This is a genomic window from Vibrio sinaloensis DSM 21326, from assembly GCF_000189275.1.
Taxonomy (GTDB): Bacteria; Pseudomonadota; Gammaproteobacteria; order Enterobacterales; family Vibrionaceae; genus Vibrio; species Vibrio sinaloensis.
The window spans coordinates 34,650-49,272 of record NZ_AEVT01000018.1 but is presented as its reverse complement, the minus strand read 5'-3'; the positions used below and the strand labels follow the sequence as shown (position 1 = coordinate 49,272).

Here is a 14,623-nt window from a genome sequence, read left to right as displayed (position 1 = left end):
ATGGCTGCTATTTCTTTAAAAAATATCGTTAAGAATTATGGTGATACTAAGGTTGTTAAGAACATCAGCCTAGATATCGAAGATGGTGAGTTTGTTGTTCTAGTCGGTCCATCTGGCTGTGGTAAATCGACCACTTTGCGTATGATTGCTGGTCTCGAGCAAGCCACATCGGGTGAGATCACCATCGGTGATCGCGTAGTGAACGATGTAGAACCTCAACACCGAAACATTGCCATGGTATTCCAGAACTACGCGCTTTACCCGCATAAAACAGTCGAGGAAAACATTGTGTTTGCCTTGCGCCGGTTGAAAATGGACGAAGCGGAAATCCAGCGTCGCCTCGCTGAAGTGGCGAAGATGCTTAAGTTGGAAGAGTACCTCAAGCGCAAGCCGGCTGACCTTTCTGGTGGTCAGCGTCAACGTGTGGCAATGGGGCGCGCTATTGTGCGCGATGCGGATTGCTTCTTGTTTGATGAACCGTTATCAAACCTCGATGCTAAGCTGCGTAACCACATGCGTACGGAGATCGCTCAGATCCACAACCAGTTTGGCCGCACCAGTGTCTATGTAACCCACGACCAAGTTGAAGCAATGACCTTAGCCGATAAAGTCGTGGTGCTGCGTGATGGTATTATCGAGCAAGTGGGTTCGCCGATGGAAATCTTCCTTAATCCGGTAAATGTTTTTGTGGCGACCTTTATTGGTTCTCCATCAATGAACATCCTGAGAGGCAGGTTGTTTGCTGACTATCTTGAGCTGGGTGAATTCAAATTGCCGAGAGCGCTGCTTTCTAGTGTGCATTACTCTAATCCTTTACCGGAAGAGGGGTTAGAAGTGAAAGTCGGCATTCGCCCAGATTTCTTTAACGATAAAGACTTCTTTGCCGAGAGTGATACCACCTTCAACTTTGCTCAAATTGGTATCGAGCTCGTTGAGCCGATGGGTTTTGATAAAGAAGTACTGTTTAAGTTTGGCGATGAAGATGTAAAAGCGCGGCTCGATTTACGTTCTGAAGTTGAGCGAGGTGAGAAGATGGACTTGCTGGTTGATCTCTCCAGAGTGTTGCTCTTTGATGCGCAAACGCAAGAGCGTCTCTAAGCGGTGCAGTCCTCCAGCCAGTCTGGGGGACTTTTTGCTTTGCCTTATTGCTACGGTTATCTCGAAATTGCCTCAATCATTTGCACTTTCAATCGTTATATCCGATCTTTGCGATTAAAATAATGGCTTCCTCAGCAGCAAAATCAGGCAGTTGCCTTGAAAGTGACTGAGAGAGTCAAACAACCAAGAGTTTAAGCGATTATGTCGATAAAAAAATTAGCAGAGCACTTAGGGCTATCCAAATCGACGGTTTCACGCGCGCTGAATGGCTACACTGATGTCAATCCAGAAACGCGACAGAAGGTGTTGGCCGCGGCACAAGAAATAGGCTATCGCCCCAATCCTACTGCCAAGCGTTTAGCTTCAGGTAAATCACGTAACGTTGGTATTATTCTTCCTTCTAATTCCAGAATGTTTGTTTCTCCGGCGTTCTCAAAAGTGTTGGCAGGGGCATCGGCACTGCTAGCCAAACATGACTATCAACTGATTGTAACTACCATCTCTGAGTGGCAAGACGAAGCGAAAGTCTATGCAGATTTTATAGAGAGTGGTTTGATTGATGGTCTGTTTATTGTCCGGACTCGCAGTGATGATGCGCGTATTGCTATGCTCAAGGAGCGTGGATTTCCGTACATCTGTCACGGTTTTGATGATGGGTTTGAGCCGAACTGTTTTGTTGACGTTGACAACGAACAAGCCTTCTATCAGATGACCAAGCGTCAGATTGAACAAGGGCATCAACGTATCGCTTTCCTTGACGCTCCAATTGAGTTGACCTTGTCGAAATCTCGCAAGCGCGGTTATCAAAAAGCGATAGAAGAGGCGGGATTAAAGGTCGACCCGCGTTTATTGCTAAACGGTGAGCTAAACGAAGAAGCGGCGATTCGTATGGCGAAAGAGGTGCTCTCTTTAGCGGATAGACCAACGGCAATTTTATGTGCTGATGATACGATGGCATTGGGCACCATTGCAGGGTGTGAAGAGCTCGGTTATCTACCAGGTAAAGACATCGCGATTGCCGGCTACGGTGATTATGAGCACAGTCGTTACAGCAAGCCCTCCATCACCACTCTGCGCTACGACACCCACGGAGTGGGAGAAGAGATGGCGAAGTTGATGCTCAATAAACTGGAAAACAAAAACTTCCCCACTTGTAACTGGTATCAAGCGGAAATCGTACCGCGCCAGTCAGATCAACTGGTTGATTGATTACGCAAGATTCAAAACGAGACACAAAGCCCGCCAAATGGTGGGCTTTGTGTTTGCGATGTGTTTAGTCAGTTAGCGTAGTTGAGGTACTCAATACACAAGTCATGGAAGGCCTTGGCTTGCGGCGAAATGGTTCGGTCGCTGAGGGTGAAGATACCGATTTGTCTCTCAAGTGGTGGGTCGATTAACGGAATCCACACCAAGCGAGTTTCGTTGGTTGGAAAAGCCAGTTTAGGCAGAGTCGTGACACCTATCCCAAGTTCCAACACAGAAAACAGTGAGGTGATGTTTTCTACCGAATAGAGTGCTTGTTGGCTCAAAGCTCGCGCTGGGGTTGGGTCGAGTAGAGTACAAGTTCCATTACGAATGAACGGCTGCTCAAGCAAGGTTTGCCATGCGATGCCTTCTGGCTGTTGAGCGATAGGGTTGTCTTGCAAACAGACCACGCCAATTGGGTCAGACAGTAGCGGGGTAAAGTGAATCCCACCTTCATCAAGGTGGGAAGGATTACCCAGCGCCAGATCTACTTCACCAGATAACAGCCGTTCTTCTACCCCAGCCGCGTTGTCATCAATTAGGCTCACTTCCACATTCGGGTACTGCTCGCAAAATGCCCCTAGAACACTGGGAATCAGTTTTGCTGCAACAGAAGGGACACTGGCGATCCTTACGCGGCCTTGCTGACCCGCCGCCGCTGCGCGTAAGTCATTGTCGAGCGCAGTATATATATTGAGAAACTGAATGATCTTAGGCAAACATATTTCGCCAAATGGTGTTAGTTTGGCTTTGTTTCCCGGTTCAAATAATGTCTGTCCCAATATCTTTTCTAGCTCTTTTATTGACGTAGATAATGCCGCCTGAGAGCGATTTGCGCGGTGAGAGGCTGCGCGAAAACCACCTTCTTCGACCACCATCACAAAATGCTTTAATTGTTGAAGTTTGATGCTCATGGTCTGTTCCTCGCCATCCCTTTATTCATCTTAATCTCAGTAAGGTGATAAGTTTTATTTATCAAATGTAAAAAATTTACCGTTCGATTTATCGCCTGTCAATGTGCATGATTTAACCATCTTGAAACAAAGTTGTTACAAAGGTTGAAAGGCACGTGAATACTCAAACGAAAAAACACCCAGTAAAAACCGCTCTGTTTGCCTCTAAGGCTCCGCTTGAATGGGCGATTGTTAACAACGGAACCTTATATACGGCGCAGATCCCGATCGATGACACTGGCGCGGTGGTCGAAGGCGGCATTGAAGCGCAGACTCGCCAAACATTTAACAATCTCGTTCATACCCTAGAGTGCGCAGGTGAGTCGCTTGATTCGGTGCTGCAGGTCCTAATCTACGTAACTGATCGCGAATACCTAAAAACCGTTAATCAGATCTATGCCGAATATTTTGATGCGCCTTATCCAAATCGCGCAGCCATGGTGGTTGCAGGCTTAGCTCGCGAAGAAATGCTGGTGGAGTTTGTGGTTTACGCGTCGGCAAGTCAGCCAGAGTAACCCTCCAAAATTGAAACTGATTGATCTCGTCAGTCAAACAAGAACAAGGAAAGAGCAATGACTTTTATTAACAATGTTCAAGCAGAAAAGGCCCTTTATATTGGCGGCGAATGGCAAGCAGGCGTCGATACCGTAGCAAACATTAACCCATCAGACATCAGTGAAAACTTGGGCAATTTTGCTCAAGCGAGTCAGGCTCAGGTAGAGCAAGCGATTCAAGTCGCTAAGCAAGCGCAACCTGAGTGGGAAAAGACGCCGATAGAGCGCAAGCAAGCGGTGTTGCAAGCGATTGGTGATGAGCTGATTGAGCGCTGCGATGAACTCGGTCGACTGCTTTCACGCGAAGAGGGTAAACCGTTTGCTGAAGGTCGCGGAGAAATTTACCGCGCAGGTCAGTTCTTTCAATATTTTGCGGCGGAAGTGCTGCGCCAAATTGGTGATAACGCTGCCTCCGTCCGTCCAGGCGTCTCCGTTGAAGTTACTCGCGAAGCGGTTGGCGTTATCGCCATTATCTCTCCTTGGAACTTCCCGACGGCAACGGCGGCGTGGAAGATTGCTCCGGCACTCGCGTTTGGTAACAGCGTGGTCTGGAAACCTGCCAATCTAACACCAGCCAGTGCCGTGGCACTGACGGAAATCATTCACCGTCAAGGTCTGCCTGCGGGCACGTTTAACCTAGTGCTCGGCAGTGGCTCACAGGTGGGCAATACCTTAATTAACTCTAAAGAGGTCAATGGCGTGAGCTTTACTGGCTCTGTAGAGACTGGGCGCAAGGTCGCCGCTGCCACCGCGCCAAACTTTGTGCGCTGCCAGCTTGAAATGGGCAGTAAAAATGCCTTGGTGGTTGCCGATGATGCAGACATTCAAGTTGCAGTAGAAGCGACCATCGCTGGCTCTTTCTCTGGTGCCGGACAGAAATGTACCGCGTCTTCACGTCTTGTCGTTATGGACGGGATTCATGATGCCTACGTTGAAGCGCTGATCAAACGTATGAGTGAGCTGAAAGTGGGTCATGCCCTGGAGGAAGGTATCTTCATGGGGCCAGTTGTCGACGCTAATCAGCTTGAAGCAAACTTCGAGTGGATTGAAAAGGCGCGTCAAAGTGGTGCTGAGCTGGCCTTTGGTGGCGAGCGCCTAAACTTAGCGCACGACGGTTACTACATGTCGCCAACCTTATTCCTCAATACCCAAAACAGTTGGGAAGTGAACCAAGAGGAAGTGTTTGCCCCGATGGCGAGTGTGATTCGAGTGGCTGACCTTGATGAAGCCATCGCGGTTACCAACGATACCCGTTTTGGTTTGACGGGCGGCATTATTACTCAGAGCCTGCGTACTAGCGCCATCTTCAAACAGCAAGCACAGACCGGTTGTGTGATGGTGAACCTACCGACCGCAGGCACCGACTACCACGTACCGTTTGGTGGCCGCAAAGAGTCTAGCTTTGGCCCGCGCGAACAAGGTCAATACGCAAAAGAATTCTACACCGTGGTGAAAACCGCTTACCAACGTCCTTACTAAGACTTAGTAAACCATGGGAGGTAGAGCGTTATCTGCTTCCCAATTAAAGGCGATTCAATGTTTAAGGAGTGGTTATGTACCAACAACGGATTGTGATCGATGGGCTGCAATACTGCAATTGGGATCGCGAGTATTTCCAAACCCTCAAGGCGAGTGGCATCACCGCTGTTCATGCCACCATTGTCTATCACGAAAACGCTCGTGAGACCCTAACTCGCTTTGCCGAATGGAACCTTCGCTTTGAGCAAAACGCAGACCTCATCATGCCGATTTATTCCATGGCTGATGTAGAGAAGGCGAAGCAGCAGGGCAAAGTTGGCATCTTCTTTGGTGCTCAGAATTGTTCTCCAATTGATGATGAAATTGGTTTGATTGAAGTAATGCGCCGCCAAGGTTTGCTCATCATGCAGTTGACGTACAACAACCAAAGCCTACTGGCGACAGGTTGCTATGAGCAGAATGATTCAGGGGTAACCCGCTTTGGTAAACAAGCGATCAAAGAGATGAATCGCGTTGGCATGATCATAGATATGTCGCATAGCGCTGAGCGTTCGACATTAGAAGCCATCGACCTCTCATCAAGGCCTATCTGTATTAGTCACGCCAATCCAACCTTCGCTCATGAAGCACTGCGAAACAAATCCAATACCGTGATCAGAGCGCTGACCGAGCGTGGCGGCTTGCTGGGCTTTAGCTTGTACCCCTTCCATTTGCCAAATGGTAGCCAGTGTACGTTAGACGATTTTTGTCAGATGGTGGCGAAAACCGCAGAGCTATTTGGTGTCGACCACTTAGGTATCGGCAGTGACTTGTGCCTTAACCAGCCGCAGCAAGTTCTCGAGTGGATGCGCAATGGTCGTTGGTCGAAAGCGATGGACTATGGCGAAGGCTCAGCCAGCAATTCAGGTTGGCCAGATGCGCTACCTTGGTTTAGTGGCAGCAAAGGGATGGAGAACATTTACAACGGATTAATGCGTCATGGATTCAGCGAATCTGAGGCGGGACAAATACTGGGTGATAACTGGTTTAATTTCCTCAAACAAGGATTGGAGCCTATTTCAGAGCAGTAACCCAAACAAGGAACAGCCTGCCAACACAACAATAATAAGGCAGGTGTTAATTTAACTTTTGCTGCCAGTCGTCGGCTGCCGCAAAACAGTCTGGAGTCAGAGATATGTCTGATTTAACCAATAGCATGAAAGCGAACCCTATGAAGGTATCATCAGGTAAGCTACAAGCAAAACACAACACTTCGCCTGCCACCGAAAACTCTCCAGATAAGCTGGGTTTGAGTAACCCAGCCTTCTGGTACAGTGGCGGCTTTATCGCACTTTTCGTTGCACTCGCACTCTATGATGGTGAGCTGCTATCAAGCTTAGTCAACGCCGGATTTGGCTGGTCAGTGAAGGTCTTTGGACCCTATTGGCAAATACTGCTTCTTCTCACCTTTCTTATTGGTCTTGGCCTCGCTGCAGGGCGAACAGGCAAGGTGATTCTTGGTGGTTCGGCCAAACCGGAGATGGATGGCTTTCGCTGGATGGCGATCATCTTCTGTACCCTGCTTGCTGGCGGTGGTGTTTTCTGGGCAGCGGCGGAGCCAATTGCGCATTACGTGAGTCCTCCGCCATTATATGGCGCGCAGGAAAATCCGCAGCAAGGCGCGGTCAATGCACTATCGCAATCTTTCATGCACTGGGGTTTCCTCGCGTGGGCAATTGTTGGCAGCTTGACGTCAATCGTTGTCATGCACCTGCATTACGACAAAGGCCTACCGCTTAAACCGCGCATTTTGCTGTATCCAGTGATTGGAGAACGTGCTCTTAAAGGCCATACCGGCGCGCTGATTGATGCGTGCTGTATTATCGCGGTGGCTGCGGGCACCATTGGGCCAATTGGCTTTCTAGGCTTACAGGTTAGCTACGCGTTAAATGCGCTATTTGATATCCCTGATGGCTTTACCACGCAACTTATTATCATTCTGTTTGCGATTGCTCTGTATACCCTGTCTGCCTTGAGTGGGCTTAATCGAGGCATGCAAATGCTCAGTCGCTACAACGTGATTCTGGCGATTGGCCTGATGATCTACATCCTACTGTTTGGGCCAACTGACTTTATCTTTAATGGTTATATTCAGGGTGTCGGTAGCATGCTGGATAACTTTATTCCAATGGCGACTTATCGCGGAGATGAAGGCTGGTTGAGCTGGTGGACGGTGTTCTTCTGGGGCTGGTTCCTCGGTTATGGTCCAATGATGGCGATCTTCATTGCCCGCATCTCCCGTGGACGCAGTATCCGCCAGATCATTTCGACAATTAGCATCATTGCGCCACTGACGACCTGTTTCTGGTTCACCATTGTTGGCGGTTCAGGCTTAGCGTTTGAAATTGCAGAACCGGGTAGTGTGAGTAAAGCGTTTGAAGGCTTCAACTTGCCGGGTGCGCTGCTTGCCGTTACACAGCAACTGCCTCTACCAATGCTTGTCTCGATTTTGTTCCTCATCTTGACCACGATTTTCATTGTCACGACAGGTGACTCGATGACTTACACCATCAGTGTCGTGATCAGTGGCGAAACGGAGCCAAACGCTATCGTTCGCACCTTCTGGGGCGTTGCGATGGGGGTAACCGCATTGATACTCATCTCGCTGGGCTCCGGAGGTATTTCAGCGCTGCAATCTTTCATTGTTATTACCGCAGTGCCCGTCTCTCTGATACTGCTGCCTTCGCTGTGGAATGCACCGCAGATCGCAATGAAGATGGCTAAGGAGCAAGGGCTCTAACAAATCCAATAACGATGAGTTTGCGCGGGTTGTTCCCCAGCGCCTGCGCAAGCTCCTATTATTCTTACAATAAAAAATAGGTGGTGAGCAAAATGGATGCACATCGTTCTACTTACACTGAAACCCAGCTGCGAAATGCAGCCCTTGTTATGGCTCCGGAAAGGCTAGGCGCTATGCACCAAAATCGAATCAGCTTTGTGCGTAGTTTAATCCGCAAAATGGCGATGCAAAACTGGCGCGTTGCTAAGCATGATTGGCAGTTGTGCCCGCAGGGTTATGGCCATGTCATTTATCAACTGACGACTCCAACACAAGTTTACCACCTGGTGGTTTTTTGTGATGAGATCGCCGACGAGGAGCGCAATGATCGTGTTATTGCGGAAAAGTGGGATGTCACATTCGCTTTGGTTCATGGCGATGTCGATGTTGAACTGTTAGAGCAGCTACGCGCCAATGTGCCTTTGCAAGAAGCGGGACGAAACCCTAACAAGGTGCTTGTTTTAGCGCGAGCAAACAAGAGCGTGCGAGTGTTCGAACACATTGTCAGCGCCTTGGCTCTGGGTCAGCAACCACAACCAAATGAGTTGGCTGAAGTCGGCTACATACTGCGTACCACGGCGGTGTATGGCAATGGTAAATTTGGCATTGCAGATTTTAAGCTGCTTGAAACGAATCCTGACTTTAATCAGTCCTTTAGCGCACAAATGTGCGCCGTGTACATGCTGCGCGAGTTTAGCCTAGATTGGGTACATTATCTTGCTGAGCAAAAAGGTGGCGACCAAGCTATCTTGCTACACAAAGGCTTGCAGCGTTACTTGGGAGTAGGTAATGCGACGGGCTTGGGCATGGCGCCTTATCTAATTAATCACCCGTGCATTGTGGATCAGTGGATGACGTCAAGAGAGCGCGCGATTGCTCAAGTATTGGCGATGCCGTGTGACAACCAGATGCATGATCCATTGCGAGAATTATTGCTTAAGGCCAAGTGCCATTTAGAACAAGTTATTACTATTAACGAACAGCAAGACAGCTTAAATCAGTTGGCGATCACCGATATTGCCCAGCTTAGTGAGCAACTATCGCAAGTTATCGCGGCGAATTCACAATGGCGAGATGTGGTTAGCCAAGCGGAGTGCATGAGCTTGGAAGCCCAAGAAATCCTTACCTCTTGCTTGCTTGAACTCTATCCGGGTGCGGTAGATCAGTTTGAAAACCAAATGAACACTAGTGAAGCACTATCGATTCCAAGTGGTAAAACTGTCCAACAGCTGCGCCAGTTACTCAGCGATAAATATCAGTGGGCCGTCGAGGCAGATTACTCGCTGGCCGAAAACAATTATTGGTTCTGGTATCGCTCGCAAGATAAAGAAGAGCCAAGACTCGGTATTCGCGGTGAAGAAGCGGGGGAAGAGCGTGAGCTGCCGCTGGATATTGGTCGTCAGGCCAATCAGTTGTTTCATGCGTTGGATGGTTATTCGCCTGAAACGAGCGTGGCAGAATTTTTGCTCCAGTGCCCTCAATATCGAGCGATTACTCGACGGGTTTGGACCCTAGGTAATCGAGCCATGGGTGACATTCAAATGAACGTATTACGTCAAGATGCGCTACCAATGCACCTGTTACGCTGCAAGTTGGCAATCTTTGGTGCAACCAAATTTGATCCGCGTTCTGATCGCTGGGTTCGAGTGACCTTCTTCCAAGGTGCGCCATTGTTAGATGAAGTCCGCGATCCACAACACGGTGACACATGGATCTTTCCAACCCTGCCAAGTCATCAAGAAATTTCTCGTGCTGAGCCACAAAAGATCAATGGAGGATTCGCATCATGATCGTTTCGCACAACGAATTGGTTGCCGCAGTGAACAAGGCGTTTTTAGGTATGCGTCGTCATTGTGGTGAAGCGGATGTCATCGCCAATATGGTGGCGGATTTGCAAATGGTCGGGCTCAATGGCGTAAGGCATTTTAACAATGCCAGCCAATTTCTAAGCTTAGATTCAGACTGTGCGGTATCGATCTCCAATCAAAGTGAATCAAGTTTTGAGGTTGATTTTCATAACAGCAGCATCGCATGTCAATTGCCTGCGGTACTCGATTTTGCCTTAGAGAAAATGGTGGACAACAAAACCATCTCAATCACGCTGAAACAGTGCCACAACCGCTGGCTAGCCTACAGTGAGTTGGTTCGCTTGGCCGCAAAAGGCATTGCTTGCCGCGCGCAATGGGTCAATGGCAGTAGCCCTCAACGTGCTTTGTATGTGCTCAACCGGGGTTGCGTGGCGCCTGAAGTGTTCTTTTCCGATAACGATGTCGATGGCAGCGATGATGTTCACTCGATGACAATTGAGCTGTCAGTCAGCGATTTTGACGTTAAACAAAGTGCGAAAGGTTATTCTATCCATGTTGATAGTGCGGAGTTAAGCCGTGCTCAACAAACATCATGGCAAGAAGGTATCTTTGTTGAAGATGCTGAGTGGGAGACATTAAAGCAAGCGGCCACGGTGTTCTTAGTTGAAAACAGTGCCCGTTCAGTTCAAGGAGCAGGCGAGTTAGCTTGAGCCTGTTAGGGCCTACTAATGACGCAAATCCCCAAAATGCACTTGGGGATTTTTTATGGCTATGGATTCTGAATCGTGGTTTGGGCTGTGACTGGCTTTAGTTGGCTGCAAGGTTCTCTGCCATAAAGTCAATAAAGGCTCTGACCTTGGCAGACATATGTTTGCGGCTTGGATAAACAAGGCACAGATCGATTTTGTGCTTAGGGAAGTCGCTAAACAATTCGACTAACCTGCCAGTCGCAATTGCCTCTCTGGTGTGTTCTTCTGGTAGGCGAGTAATACCAATCCCTTCTAAACACATGCTCATTTCCATTTCTGGGCTATTGGCGGCAAAGACACTGTCCACCTCAACTTTGATCATTTCGCCATCATTGCTGTTGTATTCCCATAAATTGGGGTTCTTTTGGTAGCTATAGGTAATGGCTTTATGTTGGTTTAGCTCGGAAGGGTGCTTTGGTGTGCCGTATTTGCGTAGATAGCTTGGCGCAGCAACCGTCACCGCTTGGGCGGTTTTAATTCGTCGGCTGATCAAGCTGGAATCGGCTGCTTTATGCACTGCGCGAACGGCAATGTCGATACCTTCTGCCACTAGGTCCACTCTACGATCACTTAAATCCACTTCAAAGGTCACCTTGGGGTATAGGCTCATAAACTTAGCCAGCATAGGGCTGAGTTCCACCACACCAAAGCTGACCGGGCAACTGATTCGCAGGTGGCCTTGAGGCTCACTTTGTTTACCACCCAGTGCATTTTCAATTTCTTGAGCGCTTTCCACCAGTTGTTTGCAGCTTTCGTAATACAGCTCACCTTCGGGAGTCAGGCTTAGAGTTCGCGTTGTACGGTGCAGTAGTCGAACACCGAGGCGCTCTTCTAGCTTAGACATCTCTTTACTGATATAGGAGGTCGAATGACCCGTGATCTGAGCGGCATGGGTAAAGCTTCCACTGTCCACCACATGGACAAAAGTCACCATGCCATCTAAAAGCTTTGTCTTCATGTTCTGCGTCTATTAAGAGTCATATGGAAATAATCATTACACATTTACCCTATTAATCAACTATAGGAATCAAACTATAGTGAACTTAACGCAAAGATAAACGAGGATTTGAACATGAAAGTACTGGCATTTGGCGCAAGCAACAGCAAGAACTCAATCAACCAACAACTGGCGTTATACGCAGCAAAACAGATCAAAGGTGGAGAGGTGTCACTGATTGATATCAATGACTTTGAAATGCCCATCTTTAGTGAGGACAGAGAAAAAGAGCTAGGCTCACCGCAACAAGCACAGCAGTTCTTTAAAGCGATTGGTGAGGCAGATGTGGTGGTCATTTCTTTTGCTGAGCACAACGGCTCTTACACGGCGGCATACAAAAACCTATTCGACTGGACTTCGCGTATTGACATGAAAGTGTTCCAGAATAAATCGGTCATTATGCTAGCGACGTCTCCTGGCCCTGGTGGTGCGAGCAGTGTACTAGGCGCGGCTCAAGGCTCCGCACCCTACTTTGCAGCTGACGTGAAAGGTGCGTTGTCGTTAGCCAGCTTCTACGACAACTTTGACTTAGAAAAAGGGGCCGTGACGGATGAAACGTTTAACCAGCAGTTACTCGATATCGTTGAAACCCTATAGTTAATCGGCTTGGTACTGGTCATGTCTCAACCTCTGCTCACCAAACCCGTCAAGTCGGCATTGCTTTCGATGGCTGCGCCTGCAGCCTTTGGCATGTTAATGACGTTTCTTTTCCAACTGGTCGACAGTTACTTTGTCGGCCAGCTAGGAACTCAACCTCTGGCGGCGATGAGTTTTGCCTATCCGGTTTATATTCTTGTTGTCAGCCTGTTTATGGGCATTGCTTCGGGCGTCTCTGCAACGGTGGGAAAAGCGCTCGGTGAAGATAATCAGCGTAAAGCGCAGTCGCTGACGACCTTCTCTGTCCTCTTGTTTAGTAGTGTCACTTGTCTGCTTGGTCTTGTGGGTTATGCGCTAATGCCTAGCACGTTTGCTTTGTTGGGGGCGAATGCAACTACCAGTGAACTGATTGGCCAATATATGGGGCCGCTCTATCTAGGTATGTTTTTGCTAGTGGGTGGGCTTATCGCTAATTCAGCCTTGATGGCAAAAGGCATTATGGTTCAGACCACATTGGTGATGGCATTAGGTGGCGTGACCAATGTGTTGTTCGACTATTTGCTTATCTTTGGTAAAGGACCTTTCCCTGAACTTGGTTTGATGGGGGCGGCGCTGGCAACCTTGATTTCTTGGTTGGTGATCTTAGTGCTGATGCTCGCGTTACTGCACAAACACACTTTGCTCTCACTGCGTTCCATGTTCAATATCGGTGCCCAAGCAAAAGAGATCCTAACCATCTCAACGCCTGCAATTGCGGCTCAGATCTTGAATCCTGTTGCTATCGCGGTGATAACCAGTTTGGTTGCACAATATGGTGACAGTGCGATTGCCGCTTACGGCATTGCGACTCGAATCGAATCTTTATTGTTAACCGGAATACTTGCCCTTAGTGTGATTCTGACGCCATTTGTTGCACAAAATTATGGCGCTCAAGAAAAGCAAAGGTTGGATCAAGTGATCGCTTACTCCGGCAGAATGACCGTCTACTGGGCGATATTCGTGTTCGCGATGCTGGTTTTATCTATCGATTCGATCATGGCTCTGTTTACCACCGACAGTGACACCATTGCTCATGGCCGCTGGTACTTAATTTGGGTTGGCGTCTCTTTTCCGGCTTATGGCTTGGTGCTCATCACCAGTGCATTCCTTAATGGTGTTCAGCAAGCTAAGGTGTCGCTCAAACTGACTTTGGTGAAATCTCTTGGGTTGACGATTCCTCTCGCTTTTCTCGGTGCCCAGTTTGAGAGTGAGTACATCTGGCTGGCAATCAGCTTAGCCAATATTCTCGGTGCTTTGTACGCGCGACGACTTCTTTACCAATGGATCGCACAGCATCAATCTAATTTGTCTCCTCACACGCCCATGCTCGACTATTGGCACGATGTGAAAAGTTTATTTCGCCTGACGTAACTCCAAGTTTATTGGTGTCGGTTGTTGGCGCCTCCCATTTAGGTGAGAGAGGCGTCGTCAGTCAGAGGCAAAATAGGCGGCAGATCGTCATGAAATGCACCTTGCGCGCCCATAAAACCGAAAGTATAAGGTGATACTTTTAGCCCCTCTCTCGATGAAAGATCTTGGCTTTCTCGCAGTAGGTTGAACATCCAATCTTCGAGTTTCTCTTTTATCTCGACAAACTCCTGATGGGTCAGCTCTGCTTTTAGACTGACGAGAAAAGCCTGTTCATCTTCTACCGGAATGTTAATCACACGCTGTTGTAAGCCATTCAAAACTCGCAAGGTAAAGTGCTCAGGGTATCTCGCTCCTTGCTCAAAAGCGGTATGGCCCGGTACCAACAACTTGCATTGATTGTGTACGCCAAGGGAAACCAAACCTACCGCTTCCAGCCTTCTCAAGTAAAGGTGCAGCGAGGCTTGGTTGAGCTGGTATCGTTGGGCGATTTGTTCCACCGTTCTGTTCTCAGCTAACTCACTCCAAAAGGTAAACAAGGCCGGGCAGCGGTAAAAGGCATCATCTTGCTCAGCGGTGAACAGAGGAATGGCATGAAGATTTTTTTCGGCTCTATCAAGTAACTTAGAGAGCGGAAAATCGAGCAGGCGACTAATGTGGATTAATCGCTGCATCGATATAGGCTGAGCATTATTGAGCAGTCTTTTCACGCTGACTTGAGAAACGGCTAACTCATTGGCCAGATCTTGATACGATATTGCGCGGCTTTTTAACTCCTGTTTGATAACCCTACACACTTCTTGGGCCAGTTGCTGATCCATTGTTGACTCCAAATAATCTTGGCTTGATACACTGAGTATCATAATAATGATCTTTTTCTACTTCGATTGCATAAAAGGCTCGTTATGGGATTCTAAT

12 protein-coding genes and 1 pseudogene are annotated in these 14,623 nt (G+C 48.3%); 10 read left to right on the top strand and 3 right to left on the bottom strand.

Annotation, left to right across the window (positions count from 1 at the left end; all coding sequences use genetic code 11):
• Both RH45_RS03595 and RH45_RS03590 read left to right on the top strand, forming a co-directional pair.
• A complete protein-coding gene (locus tag RH45_RS03595) occupies positions 1–1,098 on the top strand; it encodes an ABC transporter ATP-binding protein (RefSeq protein ID WP_008073984.1) in 1,098 nt (365 codons plus the stop codon).
• A 201-nt stretch (positions 1,099–1,299) separates the two neighbouring features.
• The gene (locus RH45_RS03590) at positions 1,300–2,307 is read left to right on the top strand and encodes a LacI family DNA-binding transcriptional regulator (RefSeq protein ID WP_008073982.1); all 1,008 of its coding nucleotides are present in this window, start codon (positions 1,300–1,302) and stop codon (positions 2,305–2,307) included.
• A 68-nt stretch (positions 2,308–2,375) separates the two neighbouring features.
• Here the strand turns inward: RH45_RS03590 and RH45_RS03585 are convergent, their stop codons facing one another.
• Positions 2,376–3,257 (bottom strand): LysR family transcriptional regulator, encoded by an 882-nt coding sequence (locus RH45_RS03585; protein ID WP_008073980.1) that lies wholly within the window; start codon positions 3,255–3,257, stop codon positions 2,376–2,378.
• A gap of 155 nt (positions 3,258–3,412) precedes the next feature.
• On the opposite strand from RH45_RS03585, the gene RH45_RS03580 reads away from it, so the two are divergent.
• From RH45_RS03580 to RH45_RS03555, 6 genes and pseudogenes are all read left to right on the top strand, one after another.
• Positions 3,413–3,811 (top strand): RidA family protein, encoded by a 399-nt coding sequence (locus tag RH45_RS03580; RefSeq protein WP_008073978.1) that lies wholly within the window; start codon positions 3,413–3,415, stop codon positions 3,809–3,811.
• A 57-nt stretch (positions 3,812–3,868) separates the two neighbouring features.
• The gene (locus RH45_RS03575) at positions 3,869–5,329 is read left to right on the top strand and encodes an aldehyde dehydrogenase family protein (protein WP_008073976.1); all 1,461 of its coding nucleotides are present in this window, start codon (positions 3,869–3,871) and stop codon (positions 5,327–5,329) included.
• A 74-nt stretch (positions 5,330–5,403) separates the two neighbouring features.
• The gene (locus tag RH45_RS03570; RefSeq protein WP_008073974.1) at positions 5,404–6,399 is read left to right on the top strand and encodes a membrane dipeptidase; all 996 of its coding nucleotides are present in this window, start codon (positions 5,404–5,406) and stop codon (positions 6,397–6,399) included.
• 200 nt (positions 6,400–6,599) lie between these two features.
• Positions 6,600–8,108: pseudogene (locus RH45_RS03565) on the top strand (BCCT family transporter); the annotation flags it as partial.
• A gap of 92 nt (positions 8,109–8,200) precedes the next feature.
• Positions 8,201–9,937, top strand: a complete 1,737-nt coding sequence (locus tag RH45_RS03560) for a hypothetical protein (protein ID WP_008073970.1) — start codon at positions 8,201–8,203, stop codon at positions 9,935–9,937.
• A complete protein-coding gene (locus tag RH45_RS03555) occupies positions 9,934–10,665 on the top strand; it encodes a DUF3726 domain-containing protein (protein WP_008073969.1) in 732 nt (243 codons plus the stop codon). Before RH45_RS03560 ends, RH45_RS03555 begins: the two co-directional genes overlap by 4 nt.
• A 97-nt stretch (positions 10,666–10,762) precedes the next feature.
• Here the strand turns inward: RH45_RS03555 and RH45_RS03550 are convergent, their stop codons facing one another.
• Positions 10,763–11,662 (bottom strand): LysR family transcriptional regulator, encoded by a 900-nt coding sequence (locus RH45_RS03550; protein WP_008073961.1) that lies wholly within the window; start codon positions 11,660–11,662, stop codon positions 10,763–10,765.
• A 114-nt stretch (positions 11,663–11,776) separates the two neighbouring features.
• On the opposite strand from RH45_RS03550, the gene RH45_RS03545 reads away from it, so the two are divergent.
• Positions 11,777–12,298, top strand: a complete 522-nt coding sequence (locus RH45_RS03545; RefSeq protein WP_008073960.1) for an NADPH-dependent FMN reductase — start codon at positions 11,777–11,779, stop codon at positions 12,296–12,298.
• A gap of 21 nt (positions 12,299–12,319) precedes the next feature.
• Positions 12,320–13,708 (top strand): MATE family efflux transporter, encoded by a 1,389-nt coding sequence (locus RH45_RS03540; RefSeq protein WP_008073959.1) that lies wholly within the window; start codon positions 12,320–12,322, stop codon positions 13,706–13,708.
• A gap of 38 nt (positions 13,709–13,746) precedes the next feature.
• On the opposite strand, the gene RH45_RS03535 is transcribed toward RH45_RS03540, so the two are convergent.
• Entirely contained in the window at positions 13,747–14,526 is a 780-nt protein-coding gene (locus RH45_RS03535) for a helix-turn-helix domain-containing protein (RefSeq protein ID WP_008073958.1), read from the bottom strand.
• Positions 14,527–14,623 lie beyond the last annotated feature (97 nt).